Below are 15,388 nucleotides of genomic sequence, written 5' to 3'. Positions count from 1 at the left end.
CCCAGGGCCGGCCCACCACCCCCCAGCAGCACTTACCAGCCCACCCCAGCCCCCTCCAGCCCGTCCGGCGCTTGAGGACGAGGCCGCAAGGCCGATGAACCACCCACTCACCCGCACTGTCCCACCCACCCGGGGGGTCTGGGGGCGCAGCCCCCAGACGGGGGTCCGGGGCGCAGCCCCGGGGATGGGACGGGTAGGGGCGGCGGGGGCGATAACCCTCCGAGCCCCACCGGTGGCAGAGAACAGCCCACCCGCACGACTGTCTCGCTGAGCCCGCCGCAGGCGCGTCGTACCCTGGACACCCCCGGCCCGCCCCGCGCGTCGGGCGGTGTGCGTTGCCTCTCCCCGGGATGGAAGCCCTAAAAATGAGTCTGCACGGTCTGCTCGATGCCGTAGTCAAGGACGCGGCCCTCGCGGAGGCGATTGCGGCGGCCGGTGACGGAAACCGGATGCATGTCGATCTGGTGGGCCCCCCGGCGGCCCGCCCCTTCGCGGTGGCCGCGCTGGCCCGGGACACGGGCCGTACGGTGCTGGCGGTGACGGCGACGGGCCGCGAGGCCGAGGATCTGGCGGCGGCGCTGAGGTCGCTGTTGCCGTCGGACGGAGTCGTGGAGTACCCGTCGTGGGAGACGCTCCCGCACGAGCGGCTGAGCCCGCGCAGCGACACCGTGGGCCGGCGGCTCGCCGTACTGCGCCGGTTGACGCATCCCCGCCCCGACGACCCCGAGACCGGCCCGGTGTCCGTGGTCGTCGCGCCTGTGCGGTCCGTGCTGCAGCCGCAGGTCAAGGGCCTCGGCGACCTGGAGCCCGTCGCGCTGCGCACGGGGCAGACCGCCGACCTGGGCGACGTCGTGAAAGACCTGAGCGCGGCCGCGTACTCGCGGGTCGAACTCGTCGAGAAGCGGGGCGAGTTCGCCGTACGAGGGGGGATTCTCGACGTTTTCCCGCCGACCGAGGAACACCCCCTCCGTATCGAGTTCTGGGGCGACGACGTCGAGGAGATCCGGTACTTCAAGGTCGCCGACCAGAGGTCTCTGGAAGTCGCCGAACACGGGCTGTGGGCGCCGCCGTGCCGGGAGCTGTTGCTCACGGACGACGTACGCACGCGCGCGCGTGCCCTCGCCGAGGCGCACCCCGAGCTGGGCGAGCTGCTGGGCAGGATCGCCGAGGGGATCGCGGTGGAGGGCATGGAGTCGCTCGCCCCGGTCCTGGTCGACGACATGGAGCTGCTCCTCGACGTACTGCCCAAGGGCGCCATGACCCTCGTGTGCGACCCGGAACGGGTGCGGACGCGGGCGGCCGACCTGGTGGCCACGTCGCAGGAGTTCCTGCAGGCATCCTGGGCGGCCACCGCCGGTGGCGGCGAGGCGCCGATCGACGTCGGCGCGGCCTCGCTGTGGTCGATCGCCGATGTTCGGGACCGGGCGCGTGAGCTGGACATGATGTGGTGGTCCGTCTCGCCCTTCGCGGCGGACGAGGAACTTGAAGCGGACACGCTGAAGCTGGGGATGCACGCCCCGGAGACGTACCGCGGCGACACCGCCAAGGCCCTCGCCGACACCAAGGGCTGGCTCGCCGACGGCTGGCGCACGGTGTTCGTGACCGAGGCGCACGGCCCGGCCGCCCGTACGGTCGAGGTGCTGGGCGGGGAGGGCGTCGCGGCCCGCCTGGAGGCGGAGCTCGGCACGATCTCCCCGTCGGTCGTGCATGTGGCGTGCGGGTCGATCGACTACGGGTTCGTGGACCCGGTGCTGAAGCTCGCCGTGCTGACGGAGACCGACCTCTCCGGGCAGAAGGCGGCCGGCAAGGACGGGGCCAGGATGCCCGCCCGCCGGCGCAAGACCATCGACCCGCTGACCCTGGAGTCCGGCGACTACATCGTGCACGAGCAGCACGGCGTCGGCCGGTACATCGAGATGGTCCAGCGCACCGTGCAGGGCGCGACCCGTGAGTACCTGGTCGTCGAGTACGCGCCCGCCAAGCGCGGCCAGCCCGGCGACCGGCTCTACATCCCGACCGACCAGCTGGAGCAGATCACCAAGTACGTGGGCGGCGAGGCGCCGACCCTGCACCGGCTCGGCGGGGCCGACTGGACGAAGACCAAGGCGCGGGCGAAGAAGGCCGTCAAGGAGATCGCGGCCGATCTGATCAAGCTGTACAGCGCGCGGATGGCGGCGCCGGGGCATGCGTTCGGCGGGGACACCCCCTGGCAGCGGGAGCTGGAGGACGCCTTCCCGTACGCCGAGACGCCCGACCAGCTCACGACCATCGCCGAGGTCAAGGAGGACATGGAGAAGACGGTCCCCATGGACCGCCTGATCTGCGGCGACGTCGGCTACGGCAAGACCGAGATCGCGGTGCGCGCCGCCTTCAAGGCCGTACAGGACGGCAAGCAGGTCGCCGTACTCGTACCGACGACCCTGCTGGTGCAGCAGCACTTCGGGACGTTCGGCGAGCGGTACTCGCAGTTCCCGGTGAACGTCCGGGCCCTGTCCCGCTTCCAGACGGACACGGAGGCGAAGGCCGTCCTGGAGGGGCTGCGGGACGGCGCGGTGGACATCGTCATCGGTACCCACCGGCTGTTCTCGTCGGAGACGAAGTTCAAGGACCTGGGGCTCGTCATCGTCGACGAGGAGCAGCGCTTCGGCGTCGAGCACAAGGAGCAGCTGAAGAAGCTGCGCGCGAACGTGGATGTGCTGACGATGTCCGCGACGCCGATTCCCCGGACCCTGGAGATGGCGGTGACGGGCATCCGGGAGATGTCGACGATCACCACGCCGCCGGAGGAGCGGCACCCGGTGCTCACGTTCGTGGGGCCGTACGAGGAGAAGCAGATCGGCGCGGCGATCAGGAGGGAACTGCTCCGGGAAGGGCAGGTCTTCTACATCCACAACCGGGTCGAGTCGATCGACCGGGCGGCGGCGCGGCTGCGGGAGATCGTTCCGGAGGCGCGGATCGCCACGGCCCATGGGCAGATGTCCGAGCAGGCGCTGGAGCAGGTCGTCGTCGACTTCTGGGAAAAGAAGTTCGACGTGCTCGTCTCGACGACGATCGTCGAGTCGGGGATCGACATCTCGAACGCGAACACGCTGATCGTCGAGCGCGGTGACACCTTCGGTCTGTCGCAGCTGCACCAGCTGCGGGGGCGCGTGGGGCGGGGCAGGGAGCGCGGGTACGCGTACTTCCTCTACCCGCCGGAGAAGCCGCTGACCGAGACCGCGCACGAGCGGCTCGCCACCATCGCCCAGCACACCGAGATGGGCGCGGGCATGTACGTGGCGATGAAGGACCTGGAGATCCGCGGCGCGGGCAACCTGCTGGGCGGCGAACAGTCCGGGCACATCGCGGGCGTCGGCTTCGACCTGTACGTGCGGATGGTCGGCGAGGCGGTGGCCGACTACCGGGCCTCGCTGGAGGGCGGCGTGGAGGAGGAGCCGCCGCTGGAGGTCAAGATCGAACTGCCGGTCGACGCGCACGTTCCTCACGACTACGCGCCGGGCGAGCGGCTGCGGCTCCAGGCGTACCGGGCGATCGCCTCCGTCAACACGGAGGAGGATGTTGCCTCCGTACGTGAGGAACTCGTCGACCGTTACGGCAAGTTGCCCGAGCCCGTGGAGAACCTGCTGCTCGTGGCCGGGCTCCGGATGCTCGCGCGGGCCTGCGGGGTCGGCGAGATCGTGCTCCAGGGCAACAACATCCGCTTCGCACCGGTCGAGTTGAGGGAGTCCCAGGAGCTGCGGCTCAAGCGGTTGTACCCCGGGACCGTCATCAAGCCGGCGGTCCACCAGGTGCTGGTGCCGCGTCCGAAGACGGCGAAGGTGGGCGGGAAGCCGTTGGTCGGGCGGGACTTGCTGGGATGGGTCGGGGAGTTCCTTACGTCGATTCTGGGGTCGTAGCGTAGGGATTACGGGGTCACTTGCCAGTTGTCGGTCACCGCGCGGGCTTGAGCGCGGTGACTGTCAACGCTCGGGCTTGAGCGCGACGAAGACGAACTCCTTGCCCGGCCGGTCGGGGGCGTCGCGTACGTCTTCCACCACGAAGCCCTGCCCGGCCAGGTCCGCTTCGGCTTCGGTCCGTTCACGGAACCTCAGGGTCGAATCCGATGTCAGGGTCCGGCCGTCGGAAGCGAACACATAGTGCCAGCGGAAGGTCACCAGCGGTCCGTCGGCCTCGATCAGATCGACCCAGCTCTCCACCGCGCCGACGTCCGGCACCTCCGTAACGCCGTACGAGGCTTCGCGGTTCCACGCCTCCCACGCGCGCCTGGACGGGTCCCGGGTCTCGAACACCAGACGCCCGCCCGGGCGCAATGCTTCGTAGGCGCCCTTCAGCGTCGCCTGCCACACCCGGGGGTCGGCGATGGCCTGGGCGACGTTCGCCGTCATGGTCGCGAGGTCGGCCCGGAGCGGTGGGAGGGCCGTTGCGTCGCCGTGGATCCATCGCACCCGGTCGCCGCCCGGTTTGGCCCTGGCCACGTCGAGGGACGCCCCGGCGGGGTCGACGCCGACGACCTCGACCCCGCGGTCGGCCAGCAGTAACGCGAACACGCCGGTGCCGCAGCCGATGTCCAGCACCTGACGTGCGCCGAACTCCTCCACGAGGCGCAGGTATGCGTCCAGGTCGCCGCGATCGGGGTCGAGCGGGTCGTAGAGGGCGGCCAGCCGTGGGTGTTGGAAGAGTTCGTCGGCCATGTGGTTGACGCTAGCCGACGCTGCTCGGAGCCCGGCAGTGCGAAGCCGCCCGTGGGATGCGGAGTTCCGCGGACGGCTTCTGTTCAACAGCTTCTGTTCACATGACGGTTCGGCGGGATCGTTCGGCGAGATGGTGCGGCGGGACGGTGAACGCCGCCCGTCCGCAAGTTCCTTGCGGAGGTGACTCACCACCGGCGATACGCCCGGCGTGCACCTATTGCCTGTTGAAGGACGGTATGGGCATGCCTCTCTGGCCATTACGGTGAGTAGTACGGATCGAACGGCTGAACGGGCAATGGCCAAACGGGCAAGGGAACAGGCAAGGGGAGGGGCGTCGCGTGGGTCGTCTGAGGGGTGGGGTCGCGGTCGCGGTCGCCGTGCTGGCGCTGGTCGCCGTCAGCGGTTGTGAACTGGACACGGGAGGGGCTGCGGGGCCCGAGGAGCCGGCGGGCGGGGGCGGTGCCGCTCTGGCCGCCGCCGACTCGCTGACCGTCAAGGGCCGGGCGCCCAAGACGGGGTACGACCGGGACAGGTTCGGCAGCCCCTGGGCGGACACGGACTCCAACCGGTGCGGCACCCGCGACGACATACTCAAGCGGGACCTGGAGGAGGTGAAGTTCAGGGACGGCGACTGCACGGTGGTCTCCGGCGTCCTGGACCCGGACCCGTACTCCGGCGGCGAGGTCACCTACACGCGCGGCCGCAGTCAGGTCGACATAGACCACATCGTGGCCCTCTCCGACGCCTGGCAGAAGGGCGCCCAGCAGTGGGACCCGAGCAAGCGCATAGCCCTGGCCAACGACCCGCTCAACCTCATAGCCGTCGACGCGGGCACCAACCGCAGCAAGGGCGACGGCGACACCGCGACCTGGCTCCCGCCCAACAAGTCGTACCGCTGCACGTATGTGGCCGCCCAGGTCGCCGTGAAGAAGAAGTACGGCCTCTGGGTCACCTCGGCGGAGAAGGCCGCCATGCGGAGCGTTCTCAACACCTGCCCCGACCAGGCGCTTCCCTCCGGGGGCAACCCGACCAAGGCACCGGAGCGGTTCCACGCGAACTGAGCGGCTCGGGCGGACAAATCGATTTTCCCAGGTCGGGCCGCGATCTACCGTGTCCCGCATGGAGCTGAAGGTGTGGGTACGGCACCCGCTGTGAGGTCCGGCGTCCGGCTCCGCTCCTCATGACGTGCACCGGACTGGGCGGCCCCGCCACGGCGAGGTGACCGGGCGATGACCGGGCGAAGTGAGCAGTATCGCAACGGTTGTCCACAACCCGGGACTGCTTGTCGGCATCGGCCGATACGCTCTTACGACATCGCACGTCCGCCCTTGTCAGGCCACTCAGGAGCAGCCATGCACGGCCACGGCCACGCGCCGCCACCGCCTCACCGCCCGTCGCAGGGCGCAACGATCACCGTGCGGGTGGTCTTCGTGGCGCTGGCGTTCCTGAGCTGCGGGATGCTGGCTTGGGTGTGCCTGTTGCGGCTCGCCACATTGACCCGCAGGGCGCGCGACTGGTTCTTCCTCGCCCTCGGGATCGTGCACGTCGTCGCGGTCTTCGTGATCCTCGGCACCGACCCGGGCGAGGACGAGTTCACCACCTGGCGCGGCGACGTCGGGATGTCGCTGCTGCTCATCGGGATGCTGGTGATCATCGCGTACTACCTGTCCGCGGAGATACGCCACTTCGGCCCGCCCCGGGCCGTGCCGTACCCCCAGACCACGGTGTACGCCCAACCGCAGTCGGGCTACGGCTACCCGGCCCAGGCTCCTACTCCCGCCCCGGCGGCCCCGGCACCCCAGCCCTATGCACCCACCCCGCCAGTCCAGCAGACCCCGATCCCGCAGCCGCCGGGCCAGCCGCAGCGCCCCGCGCCCGCGCGCATCGACCAGGTGCGCGCCGAGCTCGACGAGCTCAGTGACTACCTGCGCAAGCACGAGGACGGCAGTTGACTTCCTCCCCCGCCTGAAAGGCGGGGATCCCAGCGGTCGCCCGCTGGGTTTCCTGCTTCACCGACGACTGCCCCGTCCGGGAGGACTCCCGTTGAGGTCTTACACCGTCTCCACAGGCAGACGCCGCCAGCCCGGCGGCCAGGATGTTGCGTGCCGCGTTCACGTCGCGGTCGTGCACGGTGCCGCAGTCGCACGTCCACTCGCGGACGTTCAGCGGCAGTTTCTCGCGGACCGTGCCACAGTTCCCGCACAGCTTCGAGCTGGGGAACCAGCGGTCGATCACGACGAGTTCGCGCCCGTACCAGGCACACTTGTACTCCAGCATCATACGGAGGTCCGTCCATGCGGCGTCGGAGACGGCGCGGGCGAGCTTGCCGTTCTTCAGCAGGTTGCGGACGGTGAGGTCCTCGATCACGACCGTTTGGTTCTCACGGACGAGTCGAGTCGACAGCTTGTGCAGGAAGTCCCGGCGCCGGTCGGTGATCCGCGCATGCACACGGGCCACCTTCCCGCGGGCCTTCTCTCGGTTGTTGGAGCCCTTGGCCTTCCGCGACAGCTCCCGCTGCGCCTTGGCCAGGCGGGTGCGGTCCTGGCGCTCGTGCCGGGGGTTGGCGATCTTCTCCCCGGTCGACAGGGTCACCAGCGACGTGATTCCGGCGTCCAGACCGACCGCTGCATTCGTGGCGGGGGCTGGGGCGATGGTGTCCTCGCAGAGCAGGGACACGAACCAGCGGCCCGCGCTGTCGCGGGACACGGTCACCGTGGTCGGCTCCGCACCCTCGGGGAGGGGCCGCGACCAGCGGATGTTCAGCGGGTCGGCCATCTTGGCCAGTGTCAGCTTCCCGTCGCGCCACGTGAAGGCGCTGCGGGTGTACTCGGCCGACGCGCGGGACTTCTTCCGCGACTTGAAGCGCGGGTACTTGGCCCGCTTGGCGAAGAAGTTCCCGAACGCCGTCTGAAGGTGACGGAGCGCCTGCTGGAGCGGGACGGAGGACACCTCGGCCAAAAAGGCGAGTTCCTCGGTCTTCTTCCACTGTGTCAGCGCGGCGGACGACTGCACGTAGGAGATCCGACGCTGCTCGCCGTACCAGGCCCGCGTGCGCTCCTCCAGCGCCTTGTTGTACACGAGACGGACGCAGCCGAACGTACGCGACAGCTCCGCTGCCTGTTCGTCCGTGGGGTAAAAGCGGTACTTGAATGCCCGCTTGACCTGCTGCGTCATGCCTCACAATCTATCAGCTTCAGTGTGAGCCAAGGGCGTCGGTCGGTGGTCGGCGGACGCCGAATCGACCTGGCGGCGATTCGGCTTTCCCTGTCCTGCTCTGCAGAAGTCCGTTTCCTCCCCGGCCTGAAGGCCGGGGTATCCACGGAGGAATCCCGATGACCGTGACGACGGGACGGGTCGTCGCGGGCCGCTACGAACTGTCCACGCTCATCGGCCAGGGCGGCATGGGCCAGGTCTGGACGGCCTACGACCAGCGCCTCGACCGGCGCGTGGCCGTGAAGCTGCTGCGCCCCGACAAGGTCGCGGGCCAGGAGGCCGAGGAACTGCGCCGCCGCTTCGTACGCGAGTGCCGGGTCACCGCGCAGGTCGACCACCCCGGGCTCGTCACGGTCCACGACGCGGGCAGCGAGGGCGAGGAGCTGTTCCTCGTCATGCAGTACGTCGACGGGGCGGACCTCTCCGACCACCTGACCGAGCACGACCCGTACCCCTGGCAGTGGACCGCCGCGGTCGCCGCCCAGCTGTGCGCAGTGCTGTCCGCCGTGCACGCGGTGCCGATCATCCACCGCGACCTCAAGCCGCGGAACGTCATGGTCAAGCAGGACGGCACGGTCACCGTCCTCGACCTGGGCGTCGCCTCGGTGATGGACACGGACACCACCCGCCTCACCCGCACCGGTTCACCCATCGGCAGCCCCGCCTACATGGCTCCCGAGCAGGCGATGGGCGGCGCGGTCGGCCCGTACACCGACCTGTACGCCCTCGGTGTGCTGATGCACGAACTCCTCAGCGGGAACGTGCCGTTCGCGGGTTCGACGGCCCTCGGTGTCCTCCACCGCCACCTCTACGAGGCACCGGTCCCGGTTCGCCGGCTGCGCCCCGAGGTGCCCGAGGCCCTGGAGGCCCTCGTCCTGCGCCTGCTCGCCAAGGACCCGCAGCACCGCCCGGCGTCCGCGCAGGAGACGTACGAACAGCTCCTCCCGCTGCTTCCCGCGCGCGGGATGCCCTCCGGCGCCCCGCTCGACCCCACGCGCCCCTTCCTGCGCCCGCACGCCCCCTGGCCGGACCGCGCCCGCACACCCGCGCCGCAGCCTTCCGCGTCCGCGCCCGCCGTCGAGAAACCCGATGTCGCCGGGGCCGTCGACGAGGTCAAGCGGCTGCTCGGGGAGGGCCGTATCACCCAGGCCGTCGACATCCTCGGCGCGATACTCCCGGCCGCCGCCGCCCAGCACGGCGAGCACTCACCCGTCGTACGCACCCTGCGCAAGCAGTACGCGGCCACGCTCATGGACGACGGCCAGTACCGCCGCGCCCTGCCCGAGCTGCGCCGCCTCGCCGACGAACGCGCCACCGAGTCGGGCCAGGCCGACCCGCAGTCCCTGCGCTTCCGCTACGAGGCCGCCCAGTGCCTGGAGCAGCTCGGCGAACCGGCCGCTGCACTCGCCGAGTACCGCTCCCTGCTGCCGTACTACGAGAACCAGTACGTCGCCGGCGACCCCGAACTCTCCCTCGACGTCCGCCGCCGCATCGGCCACCTCCTCCTCGCCCTCGGCGACCGCGCGGCCGCCCACGACACACTGGCCCGGCTCCTGCACGACGTGGAGCGGCTGCGGGGCCCCGGGCATCCGCTGGCGGTGGAGGTGGGGCGGACGCTGCAGTGGCTGGGGCAGGTACGGGGATAGGCGCCCTGCGGCCCGACCCTGCGGCCGGTGCTGAGGCCAGGCCCTGTGGCCCGGCGGTGTTGCCCGGTGGTGTGGCCCGGCGCTTGGCAGGTCACGGTGAACCGGTGCCCGAAGTGCTCGCGAATCGTTGGTCGAATGGGTGGCCGAGAACCAGGTCACTGCCTACCATCGATCATCGCAAGACTTTGTGCACCGTCGCACAAGCTCCCCGGGAGGTTTCCTTGCACCGCCGCCGTCGCACCGCGCTCCTCCTCTCGGCCGCCATCGCCGCGGCCCCTCTCCTCACCGCCTGTGGAAACGACGCGCACCCAGGCGCCGCGGCAGTCGTCGGCGACCAGCGGATCACCGTCGCGCAACTGGAGAACCGGGTCAACGAGGTGCGCGACGCCCAGCGGGCCGCCATCGCGGACGAGGCCCAGTACGAGCAGGTCATCGCCCAGACCGGCGGCCTCACCCGCGACACCCTGCACGGCATGGTTCTCGACAAGGTCCTCGGCCGCGCGGCCGAGGACGCAGGGGTGACCGTGACCCGCAAGGAGATCCAGTCCTTCCGGGCCTCGATGGAGCAGCAGACCGGCGGCGCGGAGGCGCTGGAGATGACGTGGCTGCAGCAGTACGGCGTCCCCCCGCAGCGCCTCGACGACAACCTCCGCACCGAGATCAAGGCCCAGAAGCTCGCCGCCGCCCTCGGCGCCGACATGAACACCGACGAGGGCCGGACCACCTTCTGGAAGGCCCTCTCCACGGCGTCCGGGCAGCTCGACGTGGACCTCAACCCGCGCTACGGCACCTGGGACGTCCAGCAGAGCAGCCGCGTGGACGCGAAGACGCCGTGGGTGCGGGAGGTCACGGCGGCGGCGCCGGAGCAGACGACGTAACCGGGGAGCCGGGACTGCACGGCCGGGCCTGTGGATAAACGGTTCGGCTGAGGGAGCCGGCCGCCCTGCCCTGTGGACAACCGCTGGTGGCGTCCGTGGTGTGGGTTACGTTCGTGGGGTGAACGCAACCAGCCCTGACGCCGCCGCCCCCGGTCGCATCGTCCTGCTCACCACCAGCCACCGTGTCGCGCCCGGCCTGCTGTCCTGGCCGGCCTGGCAGACGCTCCGCGACGCCGACCGCGTCCTGTGCGCGGACGGCGCCCACCCGCAGCTGCCGTACCTGCGCGAGGCGGGCATAGCCGTGGAGGAGACGAGCCCGACCGCCGAGGAGCTGGTGGACGCCTGCGCGGGCGGCCGCACCCTGGCAGTCGTCGCCACCGGCGAGGGCGAGCCCCACCTCACCGACGGCCTGGCACGTCTCGCGGGCTCGGGCCGCGTCCAGATGCCCGACCTGGAGCTCCTCCCGGCGTCGTACGACCTCCCCGGCGCCCGCCTCCTCGACCTCGTCCAGGTCATGGACCGCATCCGCGCCGAGTGCCCCTGGTCCTCCCAGCAGACCCACAAGGGCCTCGCCAAGTACGGCATCGAGGAGGCGTACGAACTCGTCGAGGCCATCGAGGAGGGCGACAGGGGCGAGCTCCGCGAGGAGTTGGGGGATGTGCTGTTGCAGGTCGTCTTCCACGCCCGTATCGCCGAGGAGGACGAGGACGCGCCGTTCTCCATTGATGATGTCGCGGGCGGCATCGTCACCAAGCTCATCCACCGCCACCCGCACGTCTTCGGCGGCGAGACCGCCGAGACCCCCGAGGACGTCAAGGCCCACTGGCTGCGCACTAAGGCGGTGGAGAAGCAGCGCGAGTCGGTGACGGACGGGATACCCCTCGGCCAGCCGGGTCTGGCCCTGGCGGCGAAGCTGACGTCGCGGGTGCGTACGGCGGGTATCGAGGTTCCGATACCGCAGGGCGAGGGCGTCGGCTACGAGCTGCTGGCGATGGCCGCACGTGCCGAAGCCGAGGGTGTCGATCCGGAGGCGGCGCTGCGGGCGGCGGCGCGGGTTTATCGGGATGCGATCCGGAGGGTGGAGGGGGCGGAGTGACGTAGGCGGGCGCCTGGGGGCCAGTACCGTTGGCTCAGGGACGGTCGAGCGGTGTGGGGGCGCGCGTGGAACGGGAGCTGGAGCGGCTGGCGGTCGAGGGGGCCCAGGTGCTCATGGACGGGGTGTGCTCGGCGGAGTGGCGGGGAGTGCGGGACGGCTTCGTGGAGTGGTTCTCGCGTAACGGGCAGGGGGCGTTCGCCGAGGACCTCCGCCGCCTCGCCGGGAGGACGGAGCGCCACGAGGACGGGGACATGGTGGAACGGCGGTGGCGCGCGTACGTGCGCTCAACGCTGGTGCAGGCCGTGGGGACCGAGCGAGCCACCGACGAACTCCGGGCCCTCATCGCAGAGTTCACCCTGGCCGCGAAGCCGGACCCGGACGCGGCCCCGGAGAGCTGTACCACTAATACGGTGTCCGGCAGCACGGTCACCGGCAGCGTCATCCAGGCCGCCAACATAGGCTCTGTGACGACCAACAGCCACGCCGCCCCGCCCCCGTCCGATCACTTCGACTTCCGCGGCAGCACCTTCAACGGCCCGGTCACCGGCGCCCAGTACAACCACCCGTACGGCACGGTCAGCCTCCCCGACCCCGCGAACTGGCCGACCACAGCCTCCGCCGACCCCATCGGCCTCGGCGTGCACCGGACGCGCCGCTTCGGGGGCGAGCCCCTCCTACCGCCCTACGTGGCGCGGGACGTGGAAGAGCGGCTGGTCGATCTGCTCGTGGAGTCCCAGATCTCCGGGGGCCTCATCGTCGTGACCGGCGAGCCGCTCTCCGGCAAGACCCGCACCGCGTGGGAGGCCGTCGCCCGCACCCTTCCGCCACAGACGAGGGTGTACGCCCCCTCGCCCGGCATGGACCTGCGGCGCCTGCCGGACGCGCTGCGCGACCGGGAGGGCGTGTACGTCGTCTGGCTCGACGAGTTGGAGGGCCATCTGAGTGAGCAGGGCTTGGACTCCGGGCTGTTGACGCAGCTCAGTGACTTGAAGGTCACTGTGATGGCGACGATGAACGATGAGGTGTACGACGCCCATCGCTTCGGCGGGGGACGCGCATCTCGACTCCTAGGGAGAGCGGAAACGGTCGGACTCACGCGGGACTGGAGCGAGGACGAACTTGGGCGACTGCTGGGGCAGCACGCCGAGGGCTCTGCCTTGCTGACCGATGCCGTGAATTGGCGCGGCGACCACAGCGTCACCGAGTATCTGGCGGTCGGCCCTGAACTCCGGGATCTCTGGAGCCGCGCGGCCCGCCCCGGCAGTCCCCACCCCCAGGGACACCTCCTCGTTCGAGCGGCGATCGACTTTGCGCGGTGCGGGGTCACCCGGAACGTACCGTCGGCGATGCTGGAGGACGCATGCGGGCGTTACGGCATCGACGCCTTCGCCGCAGCGGGACGGGAGTCGGCGGAGGAGGCGTTCACGTGGGCGGCCGAACAGAGGCGCGGGGTCACCGGGCTGCTCGTAAGGGGTGGGGGGCGCGAGTTCTGGCGGAAGTGCGAGACCGAGACATGGCGCGCGTACGGGTCGCTCGTGGCGGACGTGATGCGGGACGACTCCTGGCCGCCTGTGCCAGACGAGTTCTGGCATTTCGTCGTTGAGGAGACGCGGGACGACAGTGAGGTGATCCGCAGTGTGTGGCGAGCTGCCCACCCCGTCTTCGCACCCCGGGCCGAGGACGGTGACCCGGAAGCCCTGCGGATGATGGGCCTGCTGAGCGAGGCCGTCTACGGGGAGGAAGCAGCCCTGGTTTGGTTTCGCAGGGCGGTGGAAGCCGGGCGGGATGAACTCGCCGGGCGTTTGGGCAAGACTCTGTTCGAACGGGGCGAGGTGAAGGATGCTCTCCCGTATCTGCAGATCGCAGCCGAGAAGTATTCCGATCGTGACTGCGCGCGACTACTGGGGCAGGCCCACCGTGCCCTCGCCGAGCAGTGGCTGCGTACGGCGGCCGATCGTGGTGATGGCAACGCGGCGCATCAGTTGGGCGACATGCTGTTTGGCAGTGGAGATACCACCGAGAGCCTCCAGTGGTACGCCGAGGCGAACGAGGCCGGTCATGAGGCGGTGACCACGAGCATCGGCAGGCTGCTGCTCTTTCGGCAGAATGTGGAGGCAGCAGAAGCCTGGCTCCGTCGTGGCGCTGCTCGTGGAGACCCGCAAGCCCTATACGATTTGGCGTTCTTCCTGGACCGGCTTGGTGGTCATGACACGGAAGTGGAGCACATCTACCGCAGGGCTATGGCGGCAGGTTATCCTGCCGCGCCCGCGAACCTTGGTAAATTCCTCAGCCGTACCGGTGCCGTGCAGGAAGGGGAGGAACTCCTCCGCCAGGCAGCCGACCAAGGAAGCGGCGAGGCCGCGTACTGGCTGTGGAAGCTGCTGAAGGAGCGCGGCGGAGAGCCCGTGGAAGCCGACGAATGGCTTCGCAGAGCCGCCGAGCAAGGCCACTACTACGCGAAGAAGCTCCTGGGCCGGCTCCCCACACCCCCCTCCGACCCGCCCGCTACCGTCAAGGAGTGACCAACCACCCCCAGCCCGCCACCCCCACCGGCACCGCCCCAGAACTCTTCACCTGGGAATTCGCCACCAACCCCTACCCCGCCTACGCTTGGCTCCGCGAGCACGCCCCCGTGCACAGGACCCGCCTCCCCAGCGGAGTGGAGGCATGGCTCGTCACCCGTTACGCCGACGCCAAGCAGACCCTTGCCGACCCGCGCCTCTCCAAGAATCCGGCGCACCACGACGAACCGGCGCACGCCAAGGGCAAGACCGGCATCCCCGGGGAACGCAAGGCCGAGTTGATGACGCACCTCCTCAACATCGACCCGCCGGACCACACCAGGCTCCGCAGGCTCGTGTCCAAGGCCTTCACGCCCCGCAGAGTCGCCGAGTTCGCCCCCCGAGTGCAGGAACTCACGGACCACCTCATCGACCAGTTCGCGGAGCAGGGAAGCGCGGATCTCATCCACGAGTTCGCGTTCCCCCTTCCCATCTACGTGATCTGCGACCTGCTCGGCGTCCCGCGCGAGGACCAGGACGACTTCCGGGACTGGGCGGGGATGATGATCCGGCACGGGGGAGGCCCGCGCGGCGGTGTCGCGCGGTCGGTGAAGAAGATACGCGGCTATCTCGCCGACCTCATCCACCGCAAGCGCGAGGCGCTGCCCGCCGAAGCCACGCCTGGCGAGGACCTGATCTCCGGCCTCATCCGCGCTTCCGACCACGGCGAGCACCTCACCGAGAACGAGGCGGCCGCCATGGCCTTTATCCTCCTGTTCGCCGGTTTTGAGACGACTGTGAACTTGATCGGTAATGGCTCTCATGCCCTGCTCACCCACCCCGAGCAACGCGCCTGCCTCCAGGCCTCCCTCGCCGCCGAGGAGACCGGGCTCCTGGAAACCGGCGTCGAGGAACTCCTGCGCTACGACGGCCCGGTCGAACTCGCCACGTGGCGCTTCGCCACGCGGCCGCTGAGCATCGGCGGGCAGGGCATCGCTCCCGGCGACCCCGTTCTCGTCGTCCTCGCTGCCGCCGACCGTGACCCGGCCCGTTTCGCCGACCCCGACACCCTCGACCTCGCCCGCCGCGACAACCAGCACCTCGGCTACGGCCACGGCATCCACTACTGCCTCGGCGCGCCCCTCGCCCGGCTGGAGGGGCAGACCGCGCTCGCCGCGCTCCTCACCCGGCTCCCCGATCTGCAACTGGCGGTGGATCCGGCCGATTTGAGATGGCGGGGAGGTCTCATCATGCGTGGACTACGCACGTTGCCTGTTGAGTTCACGCCCCGTGGCCAACCGCTCTCACCTGCGTAAAGGTGACACGCCTTCAATTCTGTGATCTTCACGTGATCTGCGCTGCA

The 15,388-nt window shown here is 70.2% G+C and carries 10 protein-coding genes; 8 read left to right on the top strand and 2 right to left on the bottom strand.

Translation table 11 applies throughout. The features are described from left to right. The first annotated feature begins 365 nt into the window (after positions 1-365). Positions 366-3,896: a transcription-repair coupling factor gene (gene mfd, locus ACWD3C_RS41080; RefSeq protein ID WP_451152561.1), complete on the top strand. Its 3,531-nt coding sequence runs from the start codon at positions 366-368 to the stop codon at positions 3,894-3,896. Positions 3,897-3,959: 63 nt separating this feature from the next. On the opposite strand, the gene ACWD3C_RS41075 is transcribed toward mfd, so the two are convergent. After that, on the bottom strand, positions 3,960-4,691 hold the full coding sequence (locus tag ACWD3C_RS41075; protein WP_451152559.1) for a class I SAM-dependent methyltransferase: 732 nt from the start codon (positions 4,689-4,691) through the stop codon (positions 3,960-3,962). A 338-nt stretch (positions 4,692-5,029) separates the two neighbouring features. Between ACWD3C_RS41075 and ACWD3C_RS41070 the strand changes: the two genes are divergently transcribed. Both ACWD3C_RS41070 and ACWD3C_RS41065 read left to right on the top strand, forming a co-directional pair. Next, on the top strand, positions 5,030-5,752 hold the full coding sequence (locus ACWD3C_RS41070) for an HNH endonuclease family protein (protein ID WP_451152557.1): 723 nt from the start codon (positions 5,030-5,032) through the stop codon (positions 5,750-5,752). Positions 5,753-6,043: 291 nt separating this feature from the next. Then, a complete protein-coding gene (locus ACWD3C_RS41065; RefSeq protein WP_451152555.1) occupies positions 6,044-6,643 on the top strand; it encodes a hypothetical protein in 600 nt (199 codons plus the stop codon). Here the strand turns inward: ACWD3C_RS41065 and ACWD3C_RS41060 are convergent. Continuing rightward, complete coding sequence (locus ACWD3C_RS41060) at positions 6,606-7,865, bottom strand: RNA-guided endonuclease InsQ/TnpB family protein (protein ID WP_451152553.1); 1,260 nt, start codon at positions 7,863-7,865, stop codon at positions 6,606-6,608. The genes ACWD3C_RS41065 and ACWD3C_RS41060 overlap by 38 nt on opposite strands. A gap of 158 nt (positions 7,866-8,023) precedes the next feature. Between ACWD3C_RS41060 and ACWD3C_RS41055 the strand changes: the two genes are divergently transcribed. From ACWD3C_RS41055 to ACWD3C_RS41035, 5 genes are all read left to right on the top strand, one after another. Beyond that, positions 8,024-9,550, top strand: coding sequence for a protein kinase domain-containing protein (locus ACWD3C_RS41055; protein ID WP_451152551.1), 1,527 nt, complete (start codon positions 8,024-8,026; stop codon positions 9,548-9,550). A 221-nt stretch (positions 9,551-9,771) separates the two neighbouring features. Continuing rightward, entirely contained in the window at positions 9,772-10,428 is a 657-nt protein-coding gene (locus tag ACWD3C_RS41050) for a SurA N-terminal domain-containing protein (protein WP_451152549.1), read from the top strand. A 118-nt stretch (positions 10,429-10,546) separates the two neighbouring features. After that, positions 10,547-11,524 (top strand): nucleoside triphosphate pyrophosphohydrolase, encoded by a 978-nt coding sequence (locus ACWD3C_RS41045; protein ID WP_451152547.1) that lies wholly within the window; start codon positions 10,547-10,549, stop codon positions 11,522-11,524. A gap of 53 nt (positions 11,525-11,577) precedes the next feature. Further along, positions 11,578-14,046: a tetratricopeptide repeat protein gene (locus ACWD3C_RS41040; protein WP_451152545.1), complete on the top strand. Its 2,469-nt coding sequence runs from the start codon at positions 11,578-11,580 to the stop codon at positions 14,044-14,046. After that, entirely contained in the window at positions 14,043-15,341 is a 1,299-nt protein-coding gene (locus tag ACWD3C_RS41035; RefSeq protein ID WP_451152543.1) for a cytochrome P450 family protein, read from the top strand. The genes ACWD3C_RS41040 and ACWD3C_RS41035 overlap by 4 nt, the downstream gene beginning before the upstream one ends. Positions 15,342-15,388 lie beyond the last annotated feature (47 nt).

This window comes from Streptomyces sp. NPDC002845 (assembly GCF_053591955.1).
Note: the sequence above shows the minus strand (reverse complement) of the source record. Positions and strands in the feature narration are given on the sequence as shown.